This is a genomic window from Streptomyces sp. NPDC046465 (genome assembly GCF_040646035.1).
GTDB lineage: Bacteria > Actinomycetota > Actinomycetes > Streptomycetales > Streptomycetaceae > Streptomyces.
The window spans coordinates 179,151-203,802 of sequence record NZ_JBEYZK010000011.1; the positions used below are offsets into that span (position 1 = coordinate 179,151).

General features: G+C 73.2%; 24 protein-coding genes. 17 read left to right on the plus strand and 7 right to left on the minus strand.

Annotated elements, in window-relative coordinates:
- Positions 1-36: 36 nt before the first annotated feature.
- Together ABZ953_RS18990 and ABZ953_RS18995 are read left to right on the plus strand one after the other, a co-directional pair.
- The gene (locus tag ABZ953_RS18990; protein ID WP_361724782.1) at positions 37-729 is read left to right on the plus strand and encodes an alpha/beta fold hydrolase; all 693 of its coding nucleotides are present in this window, start codon (positions 37-39) and stop codon (positions 727-729) included.
- 136 nt (positions 730-865) lie between these two features.
- On the plus strand, positions 866-1,750 hold the full coding sequence (locus ABZ953_RS18995) for a polysaccharide deacetylase family protein (RefSeq protein ID WP_361724785.1): 885 nt from the start codon (positions 866-868) through the stop codon (positions 1,748-1,750).
- A gap of 96 nt (positions 1,751-1,846) precedes the next feature.
- Here ABZ953_RS18995 and ABZ953_RS19000 read toward each other — a convergent pair whose 3' ends face one another.
- Both ABZ953_RS19000 and ABZ953_RS19005 read right to left on the minus strand, forming a co-directional pair.
- On the minus strand, positions 1,847-2,515 hold the full coding sequence (locus ABZ953_RS19000) for an ABC transporter (RefSeq protein ID WP_361725095.1): 669 nt from the start codon (positions 2,513-2,515) through the stop codon (positions 1,847-1,849).
- Entirely contained in the window at positions 2,515-3,483 is a 969-nt protein-coding gene (locus ABZ953_RS19005) for an ATP-binding cassette domain-containing protein (RefSeq protein WP_361724788.1), read from the minus strand. Before ABZ953_RS19005 ends, ABZ953_RS19000 begins: the two co-directional genes overlap by 1 nt.
- 63 nt (positions 3,484-3,546) lie before the next feature.
- Here ABZ953_RS19005 and ABZ953_RS19010 point away from each other — a divergent pair, with 63 nt between their 5' ends.
- Entirely contained in the window at positions 3,547-4,296 is a 750-nt protein-coding gene (locus ABZ953_RS19010; RefSeq protein ID WP_361724791.1) for a peptidyl-tRNA hydrolase, read from the plus strand.
- A gap of 28 nt (positions 4,297-4,324) precedes the next feature.
- On the opposite strand, the gene ABZ953_RS19015 is transcribed toward ABZ953_RS19010, so the two are convergent.
- Entirely contained in the window at positions 4,325-4,690 is a 366-nt protein-coding gene (locus tag ABZ953_RS19015) for a darcynin family protein (RefSeq protein ID WP_361724794.1), read from the minus strand.
- 78 nt (positions 4,691-4,768) lie between these two features.
- Complete coding sequence (locus tag ABZ953_RS19020) at positions 4,769-5,662, minus strand: NAD(P)H-binding protein (RefSeq protein ID WP_361724797.1); 894 nt, start codon at positions 5,660-5,662, stop codon at positions 4,769-4,771.
- Positions 5,663-5,915: 253 nt separating this feature from the next.
- Between ABZ953_RS19020 and ABZ953_RS19025 the strand changes: the two genes are divergently transcribed.
- The 8 genes from ABZ953_RS19025 to ABZ953_RS19060 all read left to right on the plus strand — a co-directional run bounded on the left by ABZ953_RS19025 (position 5,916) and on the right by ABZ953_RS19060 (position 14,201).
- On the plus strand, positions 5,916-6,581 hold the full coding sequence (locus ABZ953_RS19025) for a TetR/AcrR family transcriptional regulator (protein ID WP_361724800.1): 666 nt from the start codon (positions 5,916-5,918) through the stop codon (positions 6,579-6,581).
- A gap of 108 nt (positions 6,582-6,689) precedes the next feature.
- Entirely contained in the window at positions 6,690-7,310 is a 621-nt protein-coding gene (locus ABZ953_RS19030; protein WP_361724803.1) for a TIGR03086 family metal-binding protein, read from the plus strand.
- 94 nt (positions 7,311-7,404) lie between these two features.
- A complete protein-coding gene (locus ABZ953_RS19035) occupies positions 7,405-8,175 on the plus strand; it encodes a DUF4142 domain-containing protein (protein WP_361724806.1) in 771 nt (256 codons plus the stop codon).
- 117 nt (positions 8,176-8,292) lie between these two features.
- On the plus strand, positions 8,293-9,624 hold the full coding sequence (locus ABZ953_RS19040) for a DUF692 domain-containing protein (protein ID WP_361724809.1): 1,332 nt from the start codon (positions 8,293-8,295) through the stop codon (positions 9,622-9,624).
- A 4-nt stretch (positions 9,625-9,628) separates the two neighbouring features.
- Positions 9,629-10,687, plus strand: a complete 1,059-nt coding sequence (locus ABZ953_RS19045) for a TIGR04222 domain-containing membrane protein (protein ID WP_361724812.1) — start codon at positions 9,629-9,631, stop codon at positions 10,685-10,687.
- Between the two features lie 134 nt (positions 10,688-10,821).
- The gene (locus ABZ953_RS19050; protein WP_361724815.1) at positions 10,822-11,571 is read left to right on the plus strand and encodes a DUF4142 domain-containing protein; all 750 of its coding nucleotides are present in this window, start codon (positions 10,822-10,824) and stop codon (positions 11,569-11,571) included.
- A gap of 128 nt (positions 11,572-11,699) precedes the next feature.
- Positions 11,700-12,491 carry a TIGR04222 domain-containing membrane protein gene (locus ABZ953_RS19055; protein WP_361724818.1) on the plus strand — a complete coding sequence of 264 codons (792 nt, stop codon included), beginning with the start codon at positions 11,700-11,702 and terminating at the stop codon, positions 12,489-12,491.
- Between the two features lie 108 nt (positions 12,492-12,599).
- Positions 12,600-14,201: an alpha/beta hydrolase gene (locus ABZ953_RS19060; RefSeq protein ID WP_361724821.1), complete on the plus strand. Its 1,602-nt coding sequence runs from the start codon at positions 12,600-12,602 to the stop codon at positions 14,199-14,201.
- Between the two features lie 49 nt (positions 14,202-14,250).
- Here the strand turns inward: ABZ953_RS19060 and hemQ are convergent, their stop codons facing one another.
- Both hemQ and hemG read right to left on the minus strand, forming a co-directional pair.
- The gene (gene hemQ, locus ABZ953_RS19065; protein WP_361724824.1) at positions 14,251-14,970 is read right to left on the minus strand and encodes a hydrogen peroxide-dependent heme synthase; all 720 of its coding nucleotides are present in this window, start codon (positions 14,968-14,970) and stop codon (positions 14,251-14,253) included.
- A gap of 4 nt (positions 14,971-14,974) precedes the next feature.
- Positions 14,975-16,426: a protoporphyrinogen oxidase gene (gene hemG / locus ABZ953_RS19070; protein WP_361724827.1), complete on the minus strand. Its 1,452-nt coding sequence runs from the start codon at positions 16,424-16,426 to the stop codon at positions 14,975-14,977.
- A gap of 151 nt (positions 16,427-16,577) precedes the next feature.
- Between hemG and ABZ953_RS19075 the strand changes: the two genes are divergently transcribed.
- Together ABZ953_RS19075 and ABZ953_RS19080 are read left to right on the plus strand one after the other, a co-directional pair.
- Positions 16,578-17,516: a DUF4349 domain-containing protein gene (locus ABZ953_RS19075; RefSeq protein WP_361724830.1), complete on the plus strand. Its 939-nt coding sequence runs from the start codon at positions 16,578-16,580 to the stop codon at positions 17,514-17,516.
- A 42-nt stretch (positions 17,517-17,558) separates the two neighbouring features.
- Entirely contained in the window at positions 17,559-18,998 is a 1,440-nt protein-coding gene (locus ABZ953_RS19080; protein ID WP_361724833.1) for an FAD-dependent oxidoreductase, read from the plus strand.
- Between the two features lie 89 nt (positions 18,999-19,087).
- Here ABZ953_RS19080 and hemE read toward each other — a convergent pair whose 3' ends face one another.
- Entirely contained in the window at positions 19,088-20,161 is a 1,074-nt protein-coding gene (gene hemE, locus ABZ953_RS19085) for a uroporphyrinogen decarboxylase (protein WP_361724836.1), read from the minus strand.
- An 85-nt stretch (positions 20,162-20,246) separates the two neighbouring features.
- Between hemE and ABZ953_RS19090 the strand changes: the two genes are divergently transcribed.
- From ABZ953_RS19090 to ABZ953_RS19105, 4 genes are all read left to right on the plus strand, one after another.
- Entirely contained in the window at positions 20,247-20,930 is a 684-nt protein-coding gene (locus tag ABZ953_RS19090) for a DUF3000 domain-containing protein (protein WP_361724839.1), read from the plus strand.
- 387 nt (positions 20,931-21,317) lie between these two features.
- Positions 21,318-21,980: a response regulator transcription factor gene (locus ABZ953_RS19095; protein ID WP_030687574.1), complete on the plus strand. Its 663-nt coding sequence runs from the start codon at positions 21,318-21,320 to the stop codon at positions 21,978-21,980.
- A gap of 78 nt (positions 21,981-22,058) precedes the next feature.
- Positions 22,059-23,336: a ribonuclease D gene (locus ABZ953_RS19100; protein WP_361724843.1), complete on the plus strand. Its 1,278-nt coding sequence runs from the start codon at positions 22,059-22,061 to the stop codon at positions 23,334-23,336.
- 798 nt (positions 23,337-24,134) lie between these two features.
- On the plus strand, positions 24,135-24,422 hold the full coding sequence (locus ABZ953_RS19105; RefSeq protein WP_361724846.1) for a hypothetical protein: 288 nt from the start codon (positions 24,135-24,137) through the stop codon (positions 24,420-24,422).
- Positions 24,423-24,652: the final 230 nt, after the last annotated feature.

Consider the following 24,652-nt stretch of genomic DNA (forward strand, 5'->3'; position numbering starts at 1 on the left):
GTCGCGCCGAAGAGACGCGCAGAGGAAAGGACCACCATGAAGCTGCACACCCACGAGTGGGGAACCGGCGACCGCGTCGCCCTCCTGGTCCACGGGATCATGTCGGACCACCGCACGTGGCGGCGCGTGGGGCCCGCCCTCGCGGGCAAGGGGTACCGCGTGATCGGCGTCGACCTGCGGGGGCACGGGGCGAGCGGGCGCGGCGATTACGGTGCGGAGATCTTCGCGGACGACCTCGTCGAGACCCTCCCGGCCGGTGCCGAGCTCGCGATCGGGCACTCGCTCGGCGGCCTCGCGCTGGCTCTCGCGGTGGAGCGGCTCGCCCCCGCGCGGGCCGTCTACTCCGACCCCGCGTGGGCGCTCGACGCCGAGGGCGCGGTCGACCCCGCGACATTCGTGGAGTTCCAGCGGGTCCCGCGCGCACTGATAGCGAAGTTCAACCCTCGCTGGGAGGCGGCCGACGTGGACGTCGAGGTCGCCACGCTGGCCGCCTGGGATCCGGACACCGCGCTGTCGATCTCCGGCGCGGGCGCCGTCGACGGCACTCCGGCCGCGCCCGTGGTGCCGTCGCTGGTGCAGGTGGCGGACCCCAGCATCGTCGTCGACGCCGCGCTCAAGGCGGAGCTGGCCCGGCGTGGCTTCGAGGTGCGTACGGTCCGGGGCGCGGGGCACACCATCCATCGCGACGACTTCGACGGGTTCATGAGCTCTCTGGACGGCTGGCTGTGAGCTGAGCGCCGGGGGCCCGACGCACGGGGATGGAGGCCCGGACGGATGGGGGTGGGTGGCCCCGGACGGGTGGCGAGGGGTGTGGCGGCACGACCGCTTGTCCTATTTTCCGTATTAATGCCTATATCTTCACCTGGTGATCACTCTCGTACGGAGATGCGCCGCGCTCTGCGCCCTCGGCACCCTGACCGCCGCCCTCGCCGGATGCGCCGGCGCCCCCGCCACGCCCGGTCACGCGGGCCGTCCCGACCGGACCGCGGCGGGCACCGCCGCCCCCTCGCCGTCCGCCCCGCCCACGCTCGCGCCGGGCCCCACTGGCCTGACGCCGGTGTTCACGAACGGCTCCCGCAAGCACGGCCGCACCGTCGCCCTCACCTTCGACGCCGACATGACCGCGGACCAGGGGCGGCGCGCGGCGGCCGGGGAACGGTTCGACAACCCGGCCCTCGTCGCCACGTTGCGACGGCTGAACGTGCCCGCCACGTTCTTCATGACGGGCCGGTGGGCCGAGGAGTACGGGGGCCAGGCCAAGGACATCGGCCGCGACCCGCTCTTCGAGGTCGCCAACCACTCGTACAGCCACCACGCCTTCACCGGCAGCTGCTACGGCCTGCCCACCGTGCCCGCCGCCCGCATGCGCGCCGACATGGAGCGGGCCTTCGCCGCGTTCCGTACGGCGGGTGTCCAGCACCCCGTGCCGTACTTCCGCTTCCCCGGCGGCTGTTACGACCGGCAGGCCCTGCGCGCCCTCGCGCCCGGCGGCGTCACCGCGGTGCAGTGGGACGTGGTCAGCGGCGACGCTTTCGCGACCGACTCCGGCGCGGTGGCCCGGCAGGTGCTCGACGGGGTGCGGCCCGGCTCGGTCGTCGTCATGCACTGCACGCGCAGCGCGGCGCCCGCGACGGAGCGCGCCCTGCGCACGATCGTCCCCGAGCTGCGCGAGCGCGGGTACCGGTTCGTGCGGGTGTCGGAACAGATCAGGTCGTCGGGGGCGGCGGGGGCCACGCGGGCACGGAGCTAGGCTGACCGGCATGCCCGGTCTGCGCGTGGCAGGAGGCGCAGCGCTCGGCGTGCTCGGGATGAGGCGCTGAGGCATTGAGGCACTGAGGCGCTCCGGTCAGCTCCGCCGCGAACTGAGCGCGCACGCCCCCCACATCGCCGCCGCCGCGACGGCCAGCGCCCCCGCGAGCGCGCCCACCGGCACCGGCACCGCGCCCTCCCGCGACCCCGTGGTCAGGTCGGTGAGGACCGACTTGGCCGGGGAGCCCGTGGTGACCAGCAGGAACAGTGCGCCGAGCAGCAGCGCGGGGACGGCCCGCCCGGCGGAGCGCAGCAGCGGCCAGTTGGCGAGCGCGCCGAGCGCCGTGCCGAGCAGCGTGCTGACGAGCATCGCGAGGAGCCCGGCCGCGCCCGCCGGAAGCCGTGGCACCGGCAGCCGCGCGTTCGTGCTCGACGCATCGCTGATGACCGTCACCACGAGGACCGCCGCCGCGCCGAGCACGGACGCCGCGAGCAGGGCGGCGAGCAGCGCGGCGAGGTGGGCCCGCCCCGGCCCCGCGGCCGCTGCGGCACAACTGCGGGACGCGGGGGGCTCGTTGGTGACACAGATCCGTACCAGCCAGGCGGTCACGGGCAGCAGCCCACCGGCCGCGTACGCGAGCGAGTCCAGGACGGGCTGTCCGCCCTGCACGCCGATGCCGAGGAAGACGGCGTACAGAATCACGGGCGGAAGCCACCGCTGGGACCGCATCAGCAGGTCGGTCTGGTAGCGCAGCAGGGCACGCATCACCGCCATCCCAGCCCCTCCCCGTCCACCGTCTTCGCCGCGCAGGTCTTCGCCGCGCAGGTCCTTGCCGCTTCCGCGGTCTTCACCACTTTCGCCACGTGCCACGGCGGTCGCGCCGTCAGCAGGTCCCGCAGGACCCGGTCCGAGTGGGGCTCGGGGACCGTGAGGCGCGTGAGACCGGCGGGGGCGTCCGGGCCCGCCGCCACGGCCGACACCTCCACCGCCACGGCCGACACCTCCGCAGCCGCTGCCGCCACCGGGGCCGGGAGTCCGGCGCCGGGCGGTCCCTGCGTCTCGATGAGGACCGTCGGCCCCTGCCACGGCTGCGAAGTCGCTTGCTGCGTACGGCGGTTCAGCGCCGAGCCCGCCAGTACGTACGTCTCGTCCGCCACCCCCTGGAGGCGGCGCGGGTCATGGTCGACGAAGACCACGGAGCCGCCCGCCGCCGTGCGCTCGCCCACCGCGCGGTCGAGTTCGGCGCGGGCGCGGGCGTCCAGGCCCGTCCATGCCTCGTCGAGGATCAGGAGCCCGGGGTCGGCAAGCAGGGCCTGCGCCACGGCGACCTTCTGGCTGCTGCCCTTGGAGAGCTCGGCCAGCGGCGTCCGCGCGTACCCGTCGGCGCCGAAGCGCTCCAGCCACTGTGCCGCGCGGCGGCGGGCCACGCTCCGCGCGAGGCCGTGGACGCTGCCCATGTGCGTGAGGTAGCCGACCGCCGTGAAGGGCAGCGCGGCCGGGAACCGCTCGGGCACGAACGCCGTGCGCGGACGCCCGGACACCCGTCCCTCCGAGGGCGCGTCGATACCGGCGAGGAGCCTCAACAGGGTTGATTTACCTGTGCCGTTGCCACCCTCGATGCGTACCAGGGCGCCCTTCGGTATGCCGAGGTCGACGCCGCGCAGCACCCACGCACCGCCCATGCCGTAACGACGGCCCACCCCGTCGAGCCGTACGGCGAGATCACGTTCCATGCGGGCCATCCTCGCGCACGGGCCCGGGGCGACAGCCGGGAGGAGCCTGGCAGACTGGCTGGTGTGAGCAGCGACGAGACGACCACCCCCGACGGGCCGCCCGCGGAGGGCAGCCCGTTCAACCACGAGATCGCCTCGCGCGACGAGGCCCCGCAGTACGTGCTGCCCCTGGTCGCGCGGATCGAGCGCGGCGCTCCCCCGGCCCGCACGGACGCGCTGGAGACCGCGGCCCGCGCCGTCCTGGTGATGCTGAGCGACGAGCGCTCCGTCGGCGACGGCGAGTGGGCGCAGGCGATGCGCGACTGGCAGGACGCCCGCATCCGCAAGGTGGTGCGGCGGGCCAGGGGCGCCGAGTGGCGCAAGGCCGAGGCGCTGCCCGGCATCACGGTGACCGGCAAGTCCGCGGAGGTCCGCGTCTTCCCGCCCGTACCCCTGGACGGCTGGCCCAAGGAACTGGCCCGGCTCCAGGTGTCCGGCACCGAACTCGACGATCCGGAGCCGCCGCCCGGCCCCGACAGCACGCACCCCGTGCTCTGGCTCAACCCCCACGTCGAGATGACGGCGGGCAAGTCGATGGCCCAGGCGGGGCACGGCGCCCAGCTGGCCTGGTGGGAGCTGTCGGACGAGGAGCGCGCGGCCTGGCGCGACGCCGGTTTCCCGTTCTCCGTCCGCACCGCCGACGAGGATCACTGGCGCGAGGTGACCGCGGGCGGCAACCCGGTGGTCCGCGACGCGGGCTTCACCGAGATCGCCCCCGGCAAGACCGTCGCGGTCGAAGGGGTGGACCGCGTCGGAACGCTCCCGCGGCGCTGACGGCCAAGTGACGGTCAGGTGCTGACGGTCAGGTGCTGATGGTGGTGACGGCGTCCACGCCATAGGTACGGGCGTAGCCGTTCTCAGTGCCTACCAGGAGGTCGACGACGTCGAAGTAGCGGTCCCAGAAGGGGGTTTCGCGCAGCGCGTCGACGAGGAGCTGGTAGGCGTTGTGGTCGTCGGCCTCCCAGACCCAGACGTCGGTGACGCGGGTGGAGTAGAACTCCGTGTCGTAGAAGCGCGACCGGACGCCGGTGGTTTTGGCCTTGATCGCGGGGATGACCTCGGTCACGAAGGCGTCCACTCGCTGCTCAGGGGTCATGGCGAGCCATTCGGGTGTGGTCTTGACGAGCATGAACGCGGTGACGGGCGGTGCGGATTCCTGGGTGGACATGAAAGGTGCCTCCAATGGGTTCTGCGGGTCAGGCGTGCAATGGGTTCTGCGGGTCAGGCGTGCAATGGGTTTTGCGGGTCAGGCGTGGACGGCGGGCTTGAGGGTCTGGGCGCACCACTGCTCGAAGGTGGTGCGCGCGGCGGCCTCCGGGGTGCGGGCGACTCCCTCGTCGAGACCCTCGTCCTTGGCCCGCTTCATGTCGCAGATGCCCTGCACGAACGCCTCGTTGAGGCGGTAGCCGACGAGGGTGGTGTACATCTCGTCGAGCGGCTGGCGTTCGAAGCGGACGGGGCGGCCGAGCTGCTCGGTCATGATGCGGGCGAGGTCGTTCGGCGACAGGTCCTGCGGCCCGTGGAGCGGGACGCTGCCGGTGCCGGTCCACGAGCGCTCCAGGAGGAGGTCGGCGGCGACCGCGGCGATGTCGGCGACGGAGACGAAGGGGGCCTTGCGGTCGGGGTCGGCGGCGTCGGTGAAGAGACCCTGCTCGCGGAGGGAGTCGGCCTCTTCGAGGAGGTTCTCGAAGAAGGACGGGTTGGCCAGCGCCCGGTAGGCGACGCCGGTGTCCGCGATGAAGTCGTCCAGGTCGAGGGAGGCGGTGACCAGTCCGGCACGGCCGGCGACCGCGGTGCCGCGGCCGAGTGCGGAGACGCCGACGACATGGCTGACGCCGTGGGCGGTGAGTGCCTTCGCGGCGGGCCGGGTGAAGCCGGTGTAGGCCTCCTCCGGCGTCTTCGAGGAGTCCGGCGGGACGAGCCAGAACACGGCGTCCGCGCCGTCGAAGGCCCGGTCGACGACGTCGGCGTCGCCGTGCGAGCCGCTGATCACCTCGACCCGCTCGCGCACCTCGTCGGAGAGCCGGGCGGGGTCACGGACCACGACGCGCAGCTGTTCGCCGCGGGCGGGGGCGGACTCCAGGAGCAGGGGGAGCAGGTGGCGGCCGATGTTCCCGGTGGGAGCAGTAATGACGATCATTGTTACCTCGTAGGTCGTTCCGGTCGTGCCGTTTCGGTACGTCCCTCATCCTGCGGAGGGGCCCGGCGTTGCCACAATGGGAACTTCGGCACGGGATCATTGCCTGAAGTGGAATTACCCGTCTGAGCTGGGAAGGAGCCGTCGACGCGGGTCTCATCGGGCGCTACGGTGTACGCACGAAGCGCCCACCGCGGCGGCCGGGAGCAGAGCAGCCGGGAACAGAGCAGCCGGGAACAGAAGAGGAAGCGTGCGAGTGAGAGCGGAACACGAGGCAACGGCGCCATCCCGGCTCGACGGACGCGTCGAGCGCGGCAACCAGACCCGCCGCCTCGTGCTGCGCCGCACCGTCGACATCGCCTCCGTCGAAGGGCTCGACGCCCTCTCCCTCGGGCGGATCGCCACCGAACTGGGCCTCAGCAAGAGCGGGGTGTTCGCGCTCTTCGGGTCGAAGGAGGAGCTGCAACTGGCGACCATCAGGGCTGCGGGCCGCATCGTCCTCGACGCGGTGGTCGAGCCCGCCGAGCAGGAGCCGCCCGGCATCGGGCGGGTGTGGCGGCTCTGCGCGGCCTGGCTGGACTACTCCGAGCGGCGCGTCTTTCCCGGGGGGTGCTTCTTCTACGGGGCGATCGCCGAGTACGACGCACGCGAAGGGGCGGTACACGACGCGCTGGCCGACGCCGACCGCGGCTGGACCGCACAGGTGGAGCACCGCCTCGGCGAAGCCCTCGACGCCGGTCAGCTGCGGGCGGACACGGATGTCGGCCAACTCGCCTTCGAACTGATCGCCTTCATGGAGACGGCCAACGTGCGCGCGGTCCTGCACGGGGCGCCGGACGCGTACCGGCGGGCGGGCTCGGCCATCACGGCACGGCTGCGCGGGGCGGCGACAGACTCGTCGCTGGTGCCTCAACTCCCCTGACCCCTAACGCTTACCCCTCCGTCGCCACCCGCCATCAAAAATTGTACGCACGACCGTTCGTTTAGTTTTATGCTCAGGTCTCGGCACCCCTCAGAAAGCAGGTACGCCGTGACCGAGCTCGTCGCCCTCGACCGCACCGCCGTCCGGACGTCGCTCCGGGTGCTTTCCGCCGCCCGTGACACGGCGGACTGGGAGCGCCCCACCCCCTGTGCGGGCTGGACCCTGCGCCGTCTCGTGACCCACATGACCGCCCAGCACCACGGCTTCGCGGCGGCCGCGCGCGGCGCGGGCGACGACCGGACGTACTGGATCGAGCACGACCTCGGGCGTGACCCGGCGGCGCGCTACGAAGAGTCCGTACGGCACCTCATCGCCGCCTTCGCCGAGTACGAAGTGGCGGGAACGGAGCGGGAGTTCGTGCTGCCCGAGATCGGGGGAAGTTTTCCCGGGCGGGTCGCCGTCGGGTTCCATCTCCTCGACTACGTGGTGCACGCGTGGGACGTCGCGGTCACGCTCGGCGTCCCCGTCGCCTTCCCCGACGACGTGACCGGCGCCGCGCTCGCCGTCGCGCGGCGCGTGCCCGCGGAGCCCGAACGGCGGGGCCCCGGCGCCGCGTTCGCACCCCCGCTCCCCGCACCGGCCGACGCCTCGCCCCTGGACCACGTACTCACCCACTTGGGACGCTCCCCCGCACACCTGTCCTCCATCTCGTCCTCCATCTCGTCCTAGATCTCGTCCTGGATCTCGCGCGGTTGAACACCCCGCCCGTATCTTCCGTACTCCCCGGTACCACCGGCGACACAGAAGCAGCACGGGAGGCACCTTGCGGCGCGTCAACGGCACGGCTCTGATCATCGCGGCACTCGTCGCCACGCTGGGCGCGATCGCGTTCCCCGTGTGGTCCTACGCCGACCGCTCCGGGACCGGTCAGGCCAATCTGGCCGCCGGGTCCGTCGCCACCCGGTGGGGGCCGCTCTCCGCGGCCGACCGGGATCTGCTCGTCAAGGTGCGGCTCGCGGGGCTGTGGGAGATACCCGCGGGCCAGCAGGCCGTCGAACGCGCGCCGACCGAGGCCGTCAAGGCGGCCGGGGACCACCTCATCGTGGGCCACACCGACCTCGACAAGCGGGTCCGCGCGGCCGCCGCGCAGCTCGGCGTGGAGCTGCCCAACCAACCCACCGAGCAGCAGCAGGGCTGGCTGGACGAGTTGACCGCGGCGAGCGGAGAGACGTACCAGCGCAAGTTCGCGAACCTGCTGCGCGCCTCGCACGGCAAGGTGTTCGCCGTGATCGCGCAGGTCCGCGACAGCACCCGCAACTCGCTCGTCCGGCAGCTCGCCACGGACTCCAACCAGACCGTCCTCGATCACATCACGATGCTGGAGTCCACCGGGCTCGTCGACTTCGACGCGATCGCGAACGGCGCCGCGGCGGCCTCGACCGCCAGCCCCACAGGCCCTCCGCCGCCGCCGTCCGGTGCGACTCCCCCGGAGCCGCCGCCCGCCGGGCCGAGCGGTGACGTGTCGACCACGTCCCGGCCCTCACCCGCGCCGCCCGGCGAGGTGAACACCGGCCGGCCGGAACCTCAAATGTAGCTCTGAACGTCTCCACGCGAGGGTTCGCCGCCGCCTGCCCGGGTCATGGTCATGGTCCAGGGAGAATGGGGCCGGGAGACCGGGGGCCGGGGGGCCTGGGGACGAAGGGGGAGCGACATGCGGAGTGCGGAGCTGCGACTGGGGACGGGGATCGGCTGGCGGCCCGAGATCGCGGACGCCGTCGAGGCGATGCCCGGCATCGACTGGGTCGAGGCCGTCGCGGAGAACCTCTGCCCGGGGCATCTGCCCGACTCCCTGCTGCGGCTGCGCGAGCGCGGCGTGACCGTCGTGCCGCACGGCGTCTCGCTGGGGCTCGGCGGCGCGGACCGCCCCGACGAGGGGCGGCTCACCGCGCTCGCCGAACGCGCGCAGGCCCTCGGCTCGCCGCTGGTCACCGAGCACATCGCGTTCGTACGCGCGGGCGGCGCCCTCACCGCCACCCAGCCGCTGGAGGCCGGGCACCTCCTTCCGGTGCCGCGCACCCGTGACGCGCTCGACGTGCTCTGCGAGAACGTCCGCATCGCACAGGACGCGCTGCCCGTGCCGCTCGCCGTGGAGAACATCGCGGCGCTCCTCGCCTGGCCCGGCGAGGAGATGACGGAAGGGCAGTTCCTGTACGAGCTCGTGGAGCGCACCGGCGTACGGCTGCTCATCGACGTCGCCAACCTCCACACCAACCACGTCAACCGTGGCGAGGACCCGGCGAAGGCCCTGGACGAACTGCCCGCCGAGGCCATCGCCTACGTCCATGTGGCGGGCGGCTTCGAGCGCGACGGCGTGTGGCACGACAGCCACGCACACCCGGTGCCCGAGCCCGTTCTCGCGATCCTGGCCGACCTCGCGTCGCGCGTCCGCCCGCCGGGCATCCTCCTGGAGCGGGACGAGAACTTCCCCGAACCGGCCGAGCTGGAAAGGGAGTTGGACACGATACGGGCCACCGTCAAGACCTCCGGTGAGCTGCTCGAGCTGCCCGAGCTGCCCGAGTTGCCCGCACAGACCGCAGCCCTGCCGAGCGAGCCGCCGCACGCCTCCCCCGCCGCCCGCCAGCGCACCGCGCTCACCCAGGCCGCCCTGCTCTCCGCGCTCGTCGCGGGCACCCCGGCGCCCGAGGGCTTCGACCACACGCGCCTGAAGGTGCAGAGCCACGCCCTGGCCGCCAAGCGGGCCGACGTCGTCGCGAAGGTCGCGCCCGAGCTGCCCGGGATCCTGGGCGCGGCGTACCGCACCGAGTTCCTCACGTACGCCAGGACCCGCCCGATGACCGGCGGCTACCGCCAGGACGCGCTGCACTTCGCCGAGCACCTGCTGCTCGCCGGGCGGCCCGGGGACGCGGACGACCGGCGACGGCTGAGCGACTGGTGGCTGGAGCGCTCGGGTCCCGCGCCGCTGTCGCGGCGGCCCGGCACCAGGCTGCTGCACGCCACCCGCCGCGTCCTGCTGAGGCGGTGACGTCATGAGCATCGTCGTCATCGTGTACACGCTCATCGTCTCGCTCGCCACCATGGAGCTGATCCGGGGCGTGGCGGCGGCCCGCCGCACGCGGCCCCCGCACCGGGCCCGCCCTCCGCTCGACGCCGAGCACGGCGTGTTCGTCCGGGGCACTCTGGAGGCCGCGTTCCTCTCCGGCGGCCCCGCCCGCGCCGCCGACGCGCTGATCGCGGGGCTGCACGAGGACGGCCGCCTTGTCATCGCCGGGCCCGGCGTCGTCGGCATCAGCGGGCGGACAGCAAGGAACGCGGGCGAGCAGGCGGTCATCAACGCCCACACCGCGGCGCCCAACGGCGCCCTGCACTGGCTGCGGGCGGCCGTGATGCGGAGCGCGCCGGTGCAGGAGACCGGTGAGGCGCTCGCGCGGCGCGGCCTCGTGGTGCGGCCGGGACGGCAGCGGAAGTGGCGGCGCTGGGCCGGGGTGCAGGTCTTCCTGAGCGTCCCCGGGTTCGTGGTGGCCGCCATGCTGACCCTGGCGCTGCCGTTCGACAGCGTGCTCGGGGAGCCGAGCAGCCCCGACCTGCCGCTCGACGACCTCCTGGCCCTGCTGCCGGCCGGTGTCTTCGGCCTGGTGAGCGGCATGATCTGCCTCGCGGTCACGTCGAAACAGAGCACCGTCGCCGGGCGTTACGCCCTGCGCGAGTACGTCGCGTCGGCACGCCACCTCACGGGCGCGGCCCACCTGGTGGCGACCCGCGGCCTCCCGGCCGCCCATCCCGACCTGCGGGCCCACCTGGCCGCCGCCTCCCGGGTCCGGGGCCGCCCGGTGCCCGCCACGGGCCCGCACCCCATCCCGTACCAGGATCCGAGCCCATGGAATCCGTCCTCGGGCGGCGGCGGCACGCCCGTCTGGTGCGGCTCGGGCGGCGGGAACGACGGGGGCGGGTCGTCGTGCGGGGGCGGCGGCTCGTCCTGCGGAGGCGGGTCGTCGTGCGGGGGCGGGTCCTCCTGCGGCAGCAGTTCGTCCTGCGGCAGCAGTTCGTCCTGCGGCAGCAGTTCGTCCTGCGGAGGCGGGTCCTCCTGAGGGCGCACGCCTGGGGGGCGTGCGCCGAGCCCGCCGCACGAGGCCCCGCATAAGGCAGTTGACGTACTCCCGGCCGTATCGGACCGCGCTCCTCCTGGCGCGCACTAACGTGCGGTGGCGCAACAGGAGGCGTCATGCGATCCCGAACCATCAACGGCACCGGCCTCATCGTCGCGGGCCTCATAGCGACCCTGGCCGCACTGCTCTTCCCTCTCTGGTCCTACGAGGACCGCTCGGGCACCGGGCTCGACCGGCTCAACGCCGAGGCCGTGTCGACCGACTTCGGGCCGCTGTCCGCCCTGGACCGGGACTTCATCACCAAGGTGCGCCTCGCGGGCCTGTGGGAGCTGCCCGCCGGACAGCAGGCCGAGGAGCGCGGCACCACCAAGGCCGTGCGCACCGCGGGCGAACACCTCGTGGAGGGCCACACGTTCCTGGACGCGCGCGTACGCGAGGTCGCTGCCCGGCTCAGCCTCGAACTGCCCAGCCAGCCGAGCGCTCAACAGCGCGCCTGGCTCGCGGAGTTGAGCGAAGCGCGCGGCGAGGCGTACCAGCAGGAGTTCGCGAACATCCTGCGCCGCGCCCACGGCAAGGTCTTCTCCCTGGTCGCCGAGGTGCGCGCGAACACCCGCAACTCGCTGGTACGCGCCCTGGCCGACGACACCAACACCACCGTCCTCGACCACATCAAGGTCCTGGAGGGCACCGGCCTCGTCGACTTCGACGGCCTCGCCCGGGACGCGGCGACCTCCGGCCCGGCGGGCCCGGTGACCCACTCACCGCCGCCGCCCGGCCCGATGGACGCCCCCGGCTCGGCCACGCCGGTCACCCCGTCGCCCACGTTCCCGCTGCCCCCGGCTGTCTCCCGCCCGAAGCCCCGGTGAAGCTTGTGACGCCCGTGGAGCTGGTGGAGCCCGTGGAGCGGCAAACGGAACGTTATCTACCCGTCACCCCGTGTCCGCATGGTGAATAAGCCATGGCGCAATGCGGCGACGTCGCATAGAACACCGCCATGTTCTGGGTCCCTCTGTTCCTCCTCGCCTGGGCCGCAGCAGGCCTCTCCTGCGGTCGGCTCTGCCTCGCCGCGAGCCGCGCCGCCGCCCAGGAGAAGGCCGCGGGCCGCGGGCACGAACTCACCCTCTACGAGACCGCCTTCCTCTCCGGCGGCCCCGCGCGCGTCGCCGACGTGACGCTCGTCGCGATGGCCAAGACCCGGCGCCTTCTGATCGCGCACACGGGCTGGGCGACCGTCGTCGACCCGGTGGGCCGCGACGACATGGAGCGCTCGGTGCTCGGCGCGATCGGCCCGGCCGGGCAGTCGCGGATAGGGGAGATACGGCAGGGCGCGGCCGCCGCCGACCCCGTGCGGGCCCTCGCGGACCGGCTCGTCACGGCGGGCCTCGCCGTCGCGGAGGAGGCCGGTTCGGGCGTCGCGGCCGCGGTGCGCCAGGTGCGGGCCGCGACGGTGGCGGTCCTCGCCCTCGGCGCCGTCGCCGTGCTGATGCCGTCCGAGGAGCGTTCAGGGGGCGGCCAGGTGCCCGTCGGGGTCTGGTTCGCGCTGCCGCTCCTGGTGTGCACGGCCTGTCTGCTCATCGCCCGCGTCGAGGTCCATCCGTACACGCGGTGGGCGTCCCCCGCGGGTCAGCGGCTCCTCGGCGCCCTGCCCGCGCGCGGTGACGGGCTGACCGCCGTGGCGGTGCGCGGGGTCCGGGCCACGGGCGACCCGGAGCTGCGGGCGGCCTTCTCGCACCGGCCGCACCGGCCGCACCGGCCGCAGCGGGGAGCGACGCAACGGGGTCATTGAGCCGACACCGGCAGGGCGGTGCTTTACTTCGTCGTTTATCACACGAATCATCCCTTTTGTTCGAGTACGCCCGGACACACATCCGAACAAAAGGGGTAGACAAGCGCGATGAGAGCAGCAGCCGCCCGCTACGGAACCGCCGGATCCCTGGTCCTGACCGCCCTCGTCGCCGCCCCCACGGGAAGCGCGAGCGGCACCCCGCCCTCCCCCGAGACGCACGGCAGCGCCGTCGCGGCCCAGCGCGCCGGGGCCGCCGGGATCCGCTGGGGCACCTGCGCCAAGGCCGAGGGCCTCCCGCCGTCCATCCGGTGCGGCACCGTCTCCGTGCCCCTCGACTACGCCCACCCGCGGGGCAAGCAGATCAAACTGACCGTCAGCCGCACCAAGTCCACCAAGAAGGCCGGGGGCAAGGCGGTCGCCCGGCAGGGCTCGCTGGTCTTCAACCCCGGCGGGCCCGGCGCCTCCGGCACGTACTTCCCGATGGTGGGCGCCCTGCCCGAGTGGAAGCGCATCGCGGCGGCGTACGACCTGGTCGGCTACGCCCCGCGCGGCGTCGGCCGCTCCGCGCCGCTGTCCTGCCAGGACCCGAAGGGCTACATCAAGGCGCCCACGCAGGCACCGGTCCACCCCGACGACGCGTACAAGCGCGAGCGCGTCGCGCAGGCGAAGGCGTACGCGCGCGGGTGCGCGTCCCGCAACCCCGGGCTGCGCCACTTCTCGACGCTGAACAACGCGCGCGACCTGGACGTGGTGCGGGCGGCGCTCGGCGAGCAGAAGCTGACGTTCCTGGGCGCCTCGTACGGCACGTACTTCGGGGCCGTCTACGCGACGCTGTTCCCGTCGCACGTGCGGCGCATGGTCTTCGACTCGGCGGTCAACCCCGACCCCGCGCAGATCTGGTACGGCAACAACCTCGAACAGTCGATGGCGTTCGAGCGGCGGTGGGCGGACTTCCGCGCCTGGGTGGCCAAGCACGACAAGACGTACCACCTGGGCAGGACGCCCGAACAGGTCCTGCGCAGCTATCACAAGGTGAGCGCCGAGCTGGCCCGCAAGCCCGCCGGCGGCAGCGTCGGCCCCGGGCAGCTGCAGTCCGCCTTCCTCAAGGCCGGGTACTACGACGACTACTGGCCGATGCGGGCCGCGGCGCTCTCCGCGTACCTGAAGGGCGACCCGAAGCCGTTGATCGAGCAGGCCGCGCCCGAGCCGAGGGGAGCCGCGGAGGAGGAGAACTCCAACGCCGTCTACACGGCCGTGGAGTGCAACGACGCGTCGTGGCCCACCGACTTCGCGACCTGGGACCGCGACAACACGCGCCTCGCGCGCGTGGCGCCCTTCGAGACCTGGGACAACGCCTGGATGAACCTGCCGTGCGCCTACTGGTCAGCGCCCCGGCAGCAGCCCGTCGACGTCCGCACGCCCGAGGGCGCCCTGCCCCCGACGCTGATCCTGGCCGCCGAGCGGGACGCCGCGACGCCGTACGCGGGGGCGCGGGAGCTGAACCGCAGGCTGGCCGGTTCGGTCCTGGTGACCGAGCGGGACGCGGGCACGCACGGCATCGGCGGCGGCCCCAACCAGTGCGTCAACGAGCACCTGGACGCGTATCTCCTGGAGGGCCGGGTCCCTGTGCGGCGCGCGGAGTGCGCCCCGCACACGGAGCCCCGGCCGACGTCCGGCGTACGGGCGGCGGAAGTGCCCAGGGAGCACTGAGACAGACGGAGAGGCCGGACCCGGAGGGTCCGGCCTCCGCCCGACAGACCTAGGCGAGCCCCGCCACCAGCTCCGACACCGACTTGCGGCGCCCGGTGTAGAACGGCACCTCTTCGCGTACGTGCATACGGGCCTCGGAGGCGCGCAGGTGACGCATGAGGTCGACGATGCGGTACAGCTCGTCGGCCTCGAACGCGAGCAGCCACTCGTAGTCGCCGAGGGAGAACGAGGCGACCGTGTTCGCGCGCACGTCGGGGTAGCCGCGGGCCATCATGCCGTGGTCCTTGAGCATGCGACGGCGGTCCTCGTCGGGCAGCAGGTACCAGTCGTAGGAGCGCACGAAGGGATAGACGCTGATGTAGTTGCGCGGCGTCTCGTCGGCGAGGAACGCCGGGATGTGCGACTTGTTGAACTCGGCGGGGCGGTGCAGCGCCATGTTCGACCAGACGGGCTCGAGGGCGCGGCCGAGCTTCGTGCGGCGGAAGAGGTTGTAGGCCTCCTGCAGCTCGTCGGAGGTCTCGGCGTGCCACCAGATCATGACGTCGGCGTCGGCGCGCAGGCCGGAGACGTCGTACGTGCCGCGGACGGTGATGTCCTTGGCGGCGAGCTGGTCGAACAGCTCCTGGACCTCGTCCGCGTAGCCGGTGCGGTCCTCGGGGAGCAGGTCCTTCAGCTTGAAGACGGACCACAGCGTGTAGCGGATGACCTCGTTGAGGTCCTTGGCCTTCTTGCCCGCGTTCGGGCTCTTGGCGGGGGCGTCGTCACTCATGGCCCTATTCTCCTCCGCCGCCGTGCAGGCTCTGCACCGGGTTGCGGGTGAGCTCCTCCACACCGGCCAGGTCGCCGCCCAGCTGGTCGACGGCCGCGTACGCGCTCGCGATGCACGCGGGGATGCCCACGCCGTCGTACGCCGCTCCGCACACGGCGAGGCCGGGCAGCTTGCTCACGTGCTCGCGGATGCGGGCCACGCGCGCGTGGTGGCCGACGGGGTACTGCGGCAGGCCGTCGTGCCAGCGCGTGACGCGGGTGGCGACGGGGTCGGCGGTCAGGCCGGTGGCCGCGCGCAGGTCGTGCCGGGAGAGCTCGATGAGCTCGGCGTCCTCGCGCCGCAGAATCTCCGTCTCGCCGTACCGCCCCACCGACGTGCGCAGCACCAGCAGGTCGGGGTCCTCGTCGGCGATCCAGCCCCACTTGCGTGACGCGAAGGTGGACGCCTTGATGGTGTGCCCGTCGACAGGTGGTACGAGAAAACCGCTGCCTTCGGGGAGGTCGGTCTCGCCGCGGCGGTACGCGAGGGTCATCAGGGCCATGGAGGCGTACTCGACGCCCGCGAGCTCGGCCGCCGCGGCGGGCGCCTCGACGCCGAGCAGCGCGGCGGCGGCGTAGGCGGGCACGGCGACGATCACGGCTTCGGCGTCGATGGTCTCCTCCCCCGTGGTGACCTGCCAGCCCTCCGGGGCGCGCCGCAGTTCGGTGACCGGCGTCCCGGTGCGGATCTCGCCGCCCCGCGCGCGCACCGAATCGGCCACGGCGAGCGGCAGCTGTCCGATGCCGCCCTCGATGCCCATGAAGACGGGCCCGGTCTGCTGGTTCTGCGCGGCACGGGCCTGGATGGCGCGGACGCCCTCCGTGAGGGAGTCGTGCGTGCGGGCGGCCTCGAAGAGCTGCGGGACGGCCGAGCGCATCGAGATGCGGTACGCGTCCCCCGCGTACACCCCGCCGAGCAGCGGCTCCACCAGGCGGTCGACGACCTCGCGGCCCAGGCGCGCGGCGACGTACTCGCCGACGGCGACATCGTCACCGACCTCGGTGGGCGGCAGTTCACGGTCCTGCTCGATGCGGTGCAGCCCCTCGTCGGAGAGCACTCTGGAGAGGGCCGACCCGTCGCCGGGCACGCCCATGACGTGGCCCTTGGGCATGGGGCGCAGGGCACCGCGGGTCCAGATCGCGGCGGTGGCCGTGGCGGGGGGCTGCAGCCGGTCGGCGAGGCCCACCTCGCGGGCGAGGGCGACGGCCTCGGGGCGGCGGGCGAGCATCGACTCGGCGCCGAGATCGACGCGGACGCCCTCGATCTCGCCGGGGAGCAGCTTGCCGCCGAGCCGGTCGGAGGCCTCCAGAACGGTCACGCGGGCTCCGGAGCCGAGCAATCGGTGGGCGGCCGCCAGTCCCGCGATCCCGCCACCGATGACGACGACATGACCCGTACGTGTGTCCGTTTCGCGCATGCCTCCACTCTACGAGGAGCGCGAGTCGCGACCGTGACCCCATCGGGACCGGTCGGCAACCATCGTTCTGCCCTCCCCCGGCGTCAAAGGAGCACACCGCAGCACCGCAGCACCGCGCACCATTCACCACGACTCTCGGGGGTACGTCGGTATGTACGCGTCCAGCAAGAGCCCATCAGGGCACCGCACGGTCCAGGCACTCTCGGCCCTCCTGCTCGCCGCCGCCCTCGCGCTCACCGGGTGCAGCGCGAGCGGCGGCTCCAGCGACTCCGGTGGCGACAGCGACAAGGCGGCGGGCAATGCCGCCCCCCAGGAGGGCGGGGCCGACTCCGGCAGCAAGGCGGTGGCCGGTGGCGGCCGTGCGGATCAGTCCGGCAAGAAGAAGCCGCCCGAGCTCACCGGCACGCACATCATCCGCACCGCGCACCTCACCGTCCGCGTCAAGGACGTGCCCGAGGCGCTGGACCGCGCCCGCACGGTCGCCGAGGACGCAGGCGGCATCGTGGGGGACGAGAACACCTCCCGCGACGACGAGGGCCGCGAGCGCTCCCGGGTCGTGCTGCGCGTCCCGCAGGACACGTACAAGGACGTCCTGGACGCGCTGGAGGGCACCGGCAAGCTGCTCGACCGCGACGCGAAGGCCCAGGACGTCACCGACCAGGTCGTCGACGTGGAGAGCCGCGTGAAGTCACAGCGGGCGAGCGTGGCACGGGTGCGTGAACTGATGGACAGGGCGACGAAACTGAGCGATGTGGTCACCCTGGAAGGGGAGTTGAGCGCCCGTCAGTCCGACCTGGAGGCGCTGCTCGCCCAGCAGGCGTCGCTGAAGGACCGCACGAGCATGGCGACGATCACGCTCTCGCTCACCGAGCGGCCCGGGGCGGTGGACGAGAACGGCGACGACCCGTCGTTCGTGGACGCGCTCGCGGGCGGCTGGGACGCGTTCGTCACGGCGCTGCGCTGGGTCGCGGTCGCCCTCGCCGCGGTGCTGCCGTTCGCGGCGGTGGCGGCGCTGCTCCTCGTGCTGTGGCTGCGGGGCGTACGGCCCAGGCTGCGGCGCCGGACGGCCCCCGGCGGGCGGGACGCCTGAATAAGCGTCGGCCGAAGGGCCGCCGCGCCGTAGCGTGTCCGTATGAGCAGCACACGAGAACGACTGGTGATCATCGGGGGCGACGCGGCCGGTATGTCGGCCGCGTCGCAGGCGCGCAGGCTCAAGGGCCCCGACGAGCTGGAGATCGTGGCGTTCGAGCGGACCCACTTCACCTCGTACTCCGCCTGCGGCATCCCCTACTGGGTGGGCGGAGACGTCGAGGACCGGGACCAGTTGATCGCGCGGACGCCCGAGCAGCACCGGGAGCGGGCGATCGATCTGCGGACGCGCACGGAGGTGATCCGGATCGATCTCGCGGGGCGCCGCGTCCTCGCCCGCGATCTCGACGCGGGCGATCTCGACGCGGGCGATCTCGACGCGGGCGATCTCGACGCGGGCGGGGAGTACTGGACGTCGTACGACAAGCTCGTCGTGGCGACCGGCGCGCGCCCCGTCCGCCCGCGGCTGCCCGGCATCGACGCCCCCGGCGTGCACGGCGTGCAGACCCTCGACGACGGCCAGGCCCTGCTCGACACCCTGACGCGGACGCCCGGCCGCAGGGCCGTGGTCATCGGCGCGGGGTACATCGGCGTCGAGATGGCCGAAGCGCTGATCCACCGCGGCTACGAGGTCACGGTCGTCAACCGCGGCAAGGAGCCCATGTCGACGCTCGACCCGGACATGGGCTGCCTCGTGCACGACGCGATGACCGGCATGGGCATCGCGATGGTCAACGGCGCCGAGGTCAGCAAGATCCTCACGGGTGACGACGGGCGGGTCAGGGCGGTGGCCACGGAGGACGCCGAGTACCCGGCGGACGTGGTGGTGCTCGGCATCGGCGTACGTCCCGAGACGACGCTCGCCCGGGAGGCGGGACTGCCGCTCGGCGAGCACGGCGGGCTCCTGACCGACCTCGCGATGCGGGTGCGCGGAGCCGAGGCGGGCGGGATCGTCTGGGCGGGCGGCGACTGCGTGGAGGTCCTCGACCTGGTGTCGGGGCGCGAGCGGCACATCGCGCTCGGCACGCACGCCAACAAGCACGGGCAGGTCATCGGCTCGAACGTGGGCGGGGGTTACGCGACGTTCCCCGGCGTCGTCGGCACGGCCGTCAGCAAGGTCTGCGACCTGGAGATCGCCCGCACCGGCCTGCGCGAGAAGGACGCGCGGGCCGCGGGGCTCCAGTTCGTGACGGTGACCATCGAGTCGACGAGCAGGGCCGGTTACTACCCTGGGGCGGCCCTCATGACGGTGAAGATGCTCGCCGAGCGGCGCACGGGGCGGCTCCTCGGCGTCCAGATCGTCGGCCGTGAGGGGGCGGGCAAGCGCGTCGACGTGGCGGCGGTCGCGCTCACGGCGCAGCTGACGGTGGAGCAGATGACGGCGCTCGACCTGGGGTACGCGCCGCCGTTCTCCCCGGTGTGGGACCCGGTCCTGGTGGCGGCCCGCAAGGCGGTGGCGGCGGTACGGGCGGACCGGAGCTGAGCCGCCCACGGCCACGGACCCTGCACGGAGAAGGGTCCCCGCCCACCCGGGCAGGGACCCTTTTCGGACATCTTTCGGACGGTACCCGTTCAGACGGCCGTGCGCGTGTGCACGTGCTCCACGAGGCGGGTCAGCGCCTCGGGGTCCGTGGTCGGCAGCACGCCGTGCCCGAGGTTGAAGATGTGCCCCTCCAGACCCTTCGCCGCCGCGAGCACCTCGTCGGCCTTGGTCTCGACGGCCTCCCGCGTGGAGAAGAGGACGGCCGGGTCGAGGTTGCCCTGCAGCGCCTTGCCGGGCCCGACGCGGCGCGCGGCCTCATCCATCGGCACCCGCCAGTCGGCGCCCACGACGTCGGCACCGGCCTCGCCCATCAGCCCGAGCAGCTCGCCCGTGCCGACGCCGAAGTGGATGCGGGGCACGCCGTACGGGGCGACCGCGTCGAAGACCTTCGCCGACGCGGGCATCACCGAGCGACGGTAGTCGGCGGGCGACAGGGCGCCCACCCACGAGTCGAAGAGCTGCACGGCACTCGCGCCCGCCTCGATCTGCACCTTCAGGAAGGCGCCGGTGATCTCCGCGAGCCGGTCGAGCAGGTCGGCCCAGAGCTGCGGGTCGCCGTACATCAGGGCCTTGGTGTGCTCGTGGTTACGGCTCGGGCCGCCCTCCACGAGGTAGCTCGCAAGGGTGAAAGGCGCCCCGGCGAACCCGATGAGCGGCGTCGAACCGAGCTCGGCGGTGAGCATCCCCATCGCCTCGGTGACGTAGTGGACGTCGTCCGGCGTGAGGTCCCGCAGTTGCGCGAGGTCGGCGCGCGTACGGATCGGCTTCTCGACGACGGGCCCGACGCCGGGCTTGATGTCGAGGTCGATGCCGATCGCCTTGAGCGGGACGACGATGTCGCTGAAGTAGATCGCGGCGTCCACATTGTGGCGGCGGACCGGCTGCAGCGTGATCTCGGTGACGAGGTCGGGCCGCATGCAGGACTCCAGCATGGCGGTGCCCTCACGGACCTTGCGGTACTCGGGCAGTGAGCGCCCCGCCTGCCGCATGAACCAGACCGGCGTATGCGGCACGGCCTCGCGCCTGCACGCCTTCATGAAGGGGGAGTCGTACGTCGCTGTGTTCTGCCGGCCCTCGGGGCCTCGGCTGTCATTGGCACTCACGCGGAAAGTCTCGCACGTTGACCGAGAACCCCCTCACGGGTGTCTCTCCCTGCGCGAAGCCGCCGTTCCCCTTAACCTTCCCCGCATGGCTGCGGCTCAGGGACAACGGTCGGACGACGCTGGCGAGATGGAGAGTTCGGAGGGGAAGGTGGCGGATTCGGCTCCGTTGCCCTTCCGCGCGGCGGTCGAGGCGCTGCGGGGGGCACGGCTGCGGCCGGAGATCGAGATCGACCCGACGCGGGCACCGCAGCGGCTCGCGCCGTACGCGTACGCGTTGGAGGCCGCCGTCGTCGACGGCGAGGAGGACCTCGCGGACGGGCGGCTCGTCCTGCTCCACGATCCGTCGGGGCACGAGGCCTGGCAGGGCACCTTCCGCCTTGTCACCCTCGTCCGGGCGGAGCTCGAACCGGAGATGGCGGCGGATCCGCTGCTTCCGGAGGTGTGCTGGTCGTGGCTGACCGGCGCGCTGCAGGCGCGCGGGCTCTGCGCGGGAGAGGCGAGCGGGACGGTGACACGTGCCGGGTCGCACTACTTCGGCGGCCTCGCGGAGCGGCCGCCCGCCTCACAGATCGAGATCCGGGCCTCGTGGACGCCTCGGGAGGAGACCGGCGGGGTGCCGGACACGGGGGCGCATCTCGCCGCGTGGTGCGATCTGCTCTGCCAGATCGCGGGGCTGCCGCCCGCGGGGTCCGGGTCCGTACCCGGATCCGGGCCCGGGGACGGGTCCGTGGTCTCGCTCCCCCAACGCCGGGGCCCGCTCTCCCCCTGAGTGGCGCTCTGAGTGACGCCCTGAGTGCCGCTCGGAGTGGCGCTGGGGCGCGGCCCGCGTGCGGCCGTTGAGCGGGCGGCCGAGTGGCCCCGGTGCGGCCGGTTCCGGCCGTGCGGGCCGGAACCGGTCCAGCCCTTCACCCCCCGTGCATCCCCGTGTCCGCGTCCCACGGGGTTTGTCCGCGGGGGTCACCCGTAAGAGGGCGTGTTCGGTTTGATCTTCGGATGATCGAGCGCATGTCCGAATTGCCCCAATTCTCTATCACCAAATCGTGATCATTCCCTAAAGGCGGATGCGTTTGGTGCCGAAGAGGTTTGTGACCTTGAAAGCACGGTTCGTCCCGGCTTCATCCCCCAGCCGGTTCCGTCCCGCACCCCAGGAGGCCTGGTGTCCGTTCTCCTTGAGCAGCCCGCAAGCCTGGTCGCCTACCGCCCGAACAAGCCGACCGCCATGGTCGTCGTGGCCGACCCCCGCGTCCGTTCCACCGTCACCCGCCACCTGTGGGCGCTCGGTGTACGCGACGTCATCGAAGCCTCGTCCATCGCGGAGGCTCGTCCCCGCATCGGCAACCCCCGGGACATCTGCGTCGCAGACGTCCACCTCCCCGACGGCTCCGGCCTGACGCTCCTCTCCGAAACCCGTGCTGCGGGCTGGCCCAACGGGCTCGCCCTCTCCGCCGCCGACGACATCGGCGCCGTGCGCAACGCCCTCGCGGGCGGCGTCAAGGGCTACGTCGTCACCGGCACCCGTACGAACGTCGGACTCCCCACCCGTCCCGGCGCGGCCCCGATCGGCTCGGCCGCCGCCCGCATGCACCGTCGCCCTCCGGGCGCCCCGAGCCACCCCGGCGGCTACCGCGAGCTGTCGGGCCGTGAGGTCGAGGTCCTGCGTCTGGTCGCGGAGGGCCAGTCCAACAAGGCCATCGGCGTCTCGATGGGCCTGTCCGCCCTGACCGTGAAGAGCCACCTCGCCCGGATCGCGCGCAAGCTCGGCACGGGTGACAGAGCCGGGATGGTGGCCGTCGCGCTCCGTACCGGAATCATCCACTGACTCATTTACACCCCTATCGCGCCCGTCGACGGAACGTTCCGTCGACGGGCGCTGTCCATACACAGATACCCTTGACAGGTGACCGACGCCCAAGAGACCGCAGCAGACAGTTCACTGCGAACCACCGGAGGCGCCCCTCCGGACGACGACGGCCTCTCCTCCGAAGGGCTGCCGATCCCCCTGCTCGAGCCGCGTGACGGCATTCCGCCGGTGATCGCCGACGAGGAGACGCTCGCCGCGATGGTCGCCGCCTTCGCCGCGGGCACCGGCCCCGTCGCCGTCGACGCCGAGCGCGCCTCCGGCTACCGGTACGGCCAGCGCGCCTATCTCGTCCAGCTCCGCCGCGAAGGCGCGGGCACGGCGCTCGTCGACCCCGTCGCCTGTCCCGACCTCTCCGGCCTCGACGCGGCCATCGGCGACACCGAGTGGGTGCTGCACGCGGCGACGCAGGATCTGCCGTGCCTGCGGGAGATAGGCATGGTTCCGTCGCGGATCTTCGACACGGAGCTCGCGGGGCGGCTCGCCGGGTTCCCGCGCGTGGGCCTCGGCGCGATGGTCGAGGGAGTCCTCGGGTACGTGCTGGAGAAGGGGCACTCCGCCGTCGACTGGTCGACACGGCCGCTGCCCGAGCCCTGGCTGCGGTATGCCGCGCTCGACGTCGAGCTCCTCGTCGACCTGCGTGACGCCCTGGAGAAGGAGCTCGACCGGCAGGGGAAGCTGGAGTGGGCCCGCGAGGAGTTCGACGCCATCGCCTCCGCGCCGCCCGCGCCGCCCCGCAAGGACCCCTGGCGCCGGACGTCCGGCATGCACAAGGTGCGGCGGCGTCGGCAGATGGCGGTCGTACGGGAGCTGTGGACCGCGCGCGACCGGATCGCGCAGCGCCGGGACGTCTCGCCGGGCAAGGTGCTCAGCGACGGGGCGATCGTCGAGGCCGCGCTCGCGCTGCCGCCCAATGTGCACGCCCTCGCGGGCCTCACGGGCTTCGGGCACCGCATGGGGCGGCGCCAGCTGGACCAGTGGCAGGCCGCGGTCGACCGCGCGAAGGCGCTCCCCGACGCGGAGCTGCCGCAGCCCGGCCAGACCGTGACCGGCCCGCCGCCGCCCCGCTCCTGGGCGGACCGCGACCCCGCCGCGGCGGCGCGGCTCTCCGCGGCGCGGGCGGCGGTGTCCGCGGTCGCGGAGCAGCTGAACATGCCGCAGGAGAACCTGATCACTCCGGACACGGTCCGCCGCGTCTGCTGGGAGCCTCCCACTCCACTGGACCACGACTCGGTGGCCGCCGCGCTCTCCGGCCACGGAGCACGCCCCTGGCAGATCACCCAGGTGACACCGGTTCTGGTCACGGCTCTTTCTTGAGGCTTGGGGGGCGGGGCAAGGGTTGAGGGCCCGGGCCTCGTGCCTTGTGCCTTGCGCCTTGTGCCCCCGGTCTTGGGCGTTGGCCCCCGACCGTGGGTCTCAGCCCACGGTCGGGGGCCTTAACTCCTCCTCAGGCCTCGGGCCTCGGGTTTCGGGCCTCGGGCCTCGGGCCTCGGGTTTCAAGCTCCGAATCTGGGGCCGTGAGCCCCGGGGTTCGGACTCGGAGCTCAGAGCCCGGCCCATGGAGCCCGGACCCCAGACCCTGGACCCCGAACTCGGGACTCGGACCCCGGAGCTCGGCCCCCGGGACTCGGACCCCGGGACTCGGGCCCCAGAGCCCGACCCCTGGAACTCGGAGCCCCAAGCCCGGACCCCAGAGCCCGACCCCCAGAACTCGGAGCCCCAAGCCCGGGCCCCTCGGCTCGGACCCACCCTGGGTCTGGGGCCACCAGCTCGGACCCCTCGGCTCGGACCCGTCTTGGGTCTGGGGCCCTCGGCTCGGACCCGTCTTGGGTCTGGGGCCCTCGGCTCGGACCCACCCTGGGTCTGGGACCCTCAGCTCAAGCCCCTCGGCTCGGATCCACCCTGGGTCTGGGGCCACCAGCTCAAGCCCTTCGGCTCGGACCCGTCCTGGGTCTGGGGCCCTGATTCTTAGGCCGCCCCCTGCCCCGCCGCTGCGCGGCGGATCCCCCCACCCACCCACCCGTTTACCCCGCACCGCAGGGTGAGCGAGGTGGGTGGGTGGGCTTGTTGGGGTCATCCGCCGCGGAGTGGGCGGGGCCCCTACGGGAGCTGCCCGTGCCGGGTGAACGGGCGGGTGGGTGGGAGGAGACCGCCGCGCAGCAGGCGGGGCCCCTACGGGAGCTGCCCGTGCCGGGTGAACGGGTGGGTGGGTGGGAAGAGACCGCCGCGGAGTGGGCGGCGCCCCTACCCGAGCTGCCCGTGCCGGGTAAACGGGCGGGCGGGCGGGAGGAGACCGCCGCGCAGCAGGCGGCGCCCCTACCCGAGCTGCCCGTGCCGGGTGAACGGGTGGGTGGGAGGGAGGAGACCGCCGCGGAGCGGGCGGCGCCCCTACAGGGGATGTGAGTGCAGGCATGTGGAGGAGGGAGCGCCGCGCAGGAGGGTGCGGTGGGGCGTGGGGGCCGGCCCCCGCCCGGGAGCGGCTCGCGGCAGGTGGGGAGTGCGCGGCCGGAGGGAGCGGAGGCCCGCACCAAGTGTGACCTTCGCCTCCCGGAGGGCACCCTTGGCCGCGTAGTTACCGGCAAGTAGGGTGGACGCAGGAAGCGCGCCGCCAGGCGCACCGCACCCTGGAGGAG

What these genes read in the sequence shown, in the direction of transcription:
- ABZ953_RS19055 (WP_361724818.1), top strand. Translation starts at nt 11,700, where the DNA reads ATGTTCTGGGTCCCTCTGTTCCTCCTCGCCTGGGCCGCAGCAGGCCTC.
- ABZ953_RS19000 (WP_361725095.1), bottom strand. Translation starts at nt 2,515, where the DNA reads ATGCGTGCCCTGCTGCGCTACCAGACCGACCTGCTGATGCGGTCCCAG.
- ABZ953_RS19040 (WP_361724809.1), top strand. Translation starts at nt 8,293, where the DNA reads ATGCGGAGTGCGGAGCTGCGACTGGGGACGGGGATCGGCTGGCGGCCC.
- ABZ953_RS19080 (WP_361724833.1), top strand. Translation starts at nt 17,559, where the DNA reads ATGAGCAGCACACGAGAACGACTGGTGATCATCGGGGGCGACGCGGCC.
- ABZ953_RS19045 (WP_361724812.1), top strand. Translation starts at nt 9,629, where the DNA reads ATGAGCATCGTCGTCATCGTGTACACGCTCATCGTCTCGCTCGCCACC.
- ABZ953_RS18990 (WP_361724782.1), top strand. Translation starts at nt 37, where the DNA reads ATGAAGCTGCACACCCACGAGTGGGGAACCGGCGACCGCGTCGCCCTC.
- ABZ953_RS19060 (WP_361724821.1), top strand. Translation starts at nt 12,600, where the DNA reads ATGAGAGCAGCAGCCGCCCGCTACGGAACCGCCGGATCCCTGGTCCTG.
- ABZ953_RS19050 (WP_361724815.1), top strand. Translation starts at nt 10,822, where the DNA reads ATGCGATCCCGAACCATCAACGGCACCGGCCTCATCGTCGCGGGCCTC.
- ABZ953_RS19090 (WP_361724839.1), top strand. Translation starts at nt 20,247, where the DNA reads ATGGCTGCGGCTCAGGGACAACGGTCGGACGACGCTGGCGAGATGGAG.
- ABZ953_RS19015 (WP_361724794.1), bottom strand. Translation starts at nt 4,690, where the DNA reads ATGTCCACCCAGGAATCCGCACCGCCCGTCACCGCGTTCATGCTCGTC.
- hemQ (WP_361724824.1), bottom strand. Translation starts at nt 14,970, where the DNA reads ATGAGTGACGACGCCCCCGCCAAGAGCCCGAACGCGGGCAAGAAGGCC.
- ABZ953_RS19075 (WP_361724830.1), top strand. Translation starts at nt 16,578, where the DNA reads ATGTACGCGTCCAGCAAGAGCCCATCAGGGCACCGCACGGTCCAGGCA.
- ABZ953_RS19020 (WP_361724797.1), bottom strand. Translation starts at nt 5,662, where the DNA reads ATGATCGTCATTACTGCTCCCACCGGGAACATCGGCCGCCACCTGCTC.
- ABZ953_RS19005 (WP_361724788.1), bottom strand. Translation starts at nt 3,483, where the DNA reads ATGGAACGTGATCTCGCCGTACGGCTCGACGGGGTGGGCCGTCGTTAC.
- hemG (WP_361724827.1), bottom strand. Translation starts at nt 16,426, where the DNA reads ATGCGCGAAACGGACACACGTACGGGTCATGTCGTCGTCATCGGTGGC.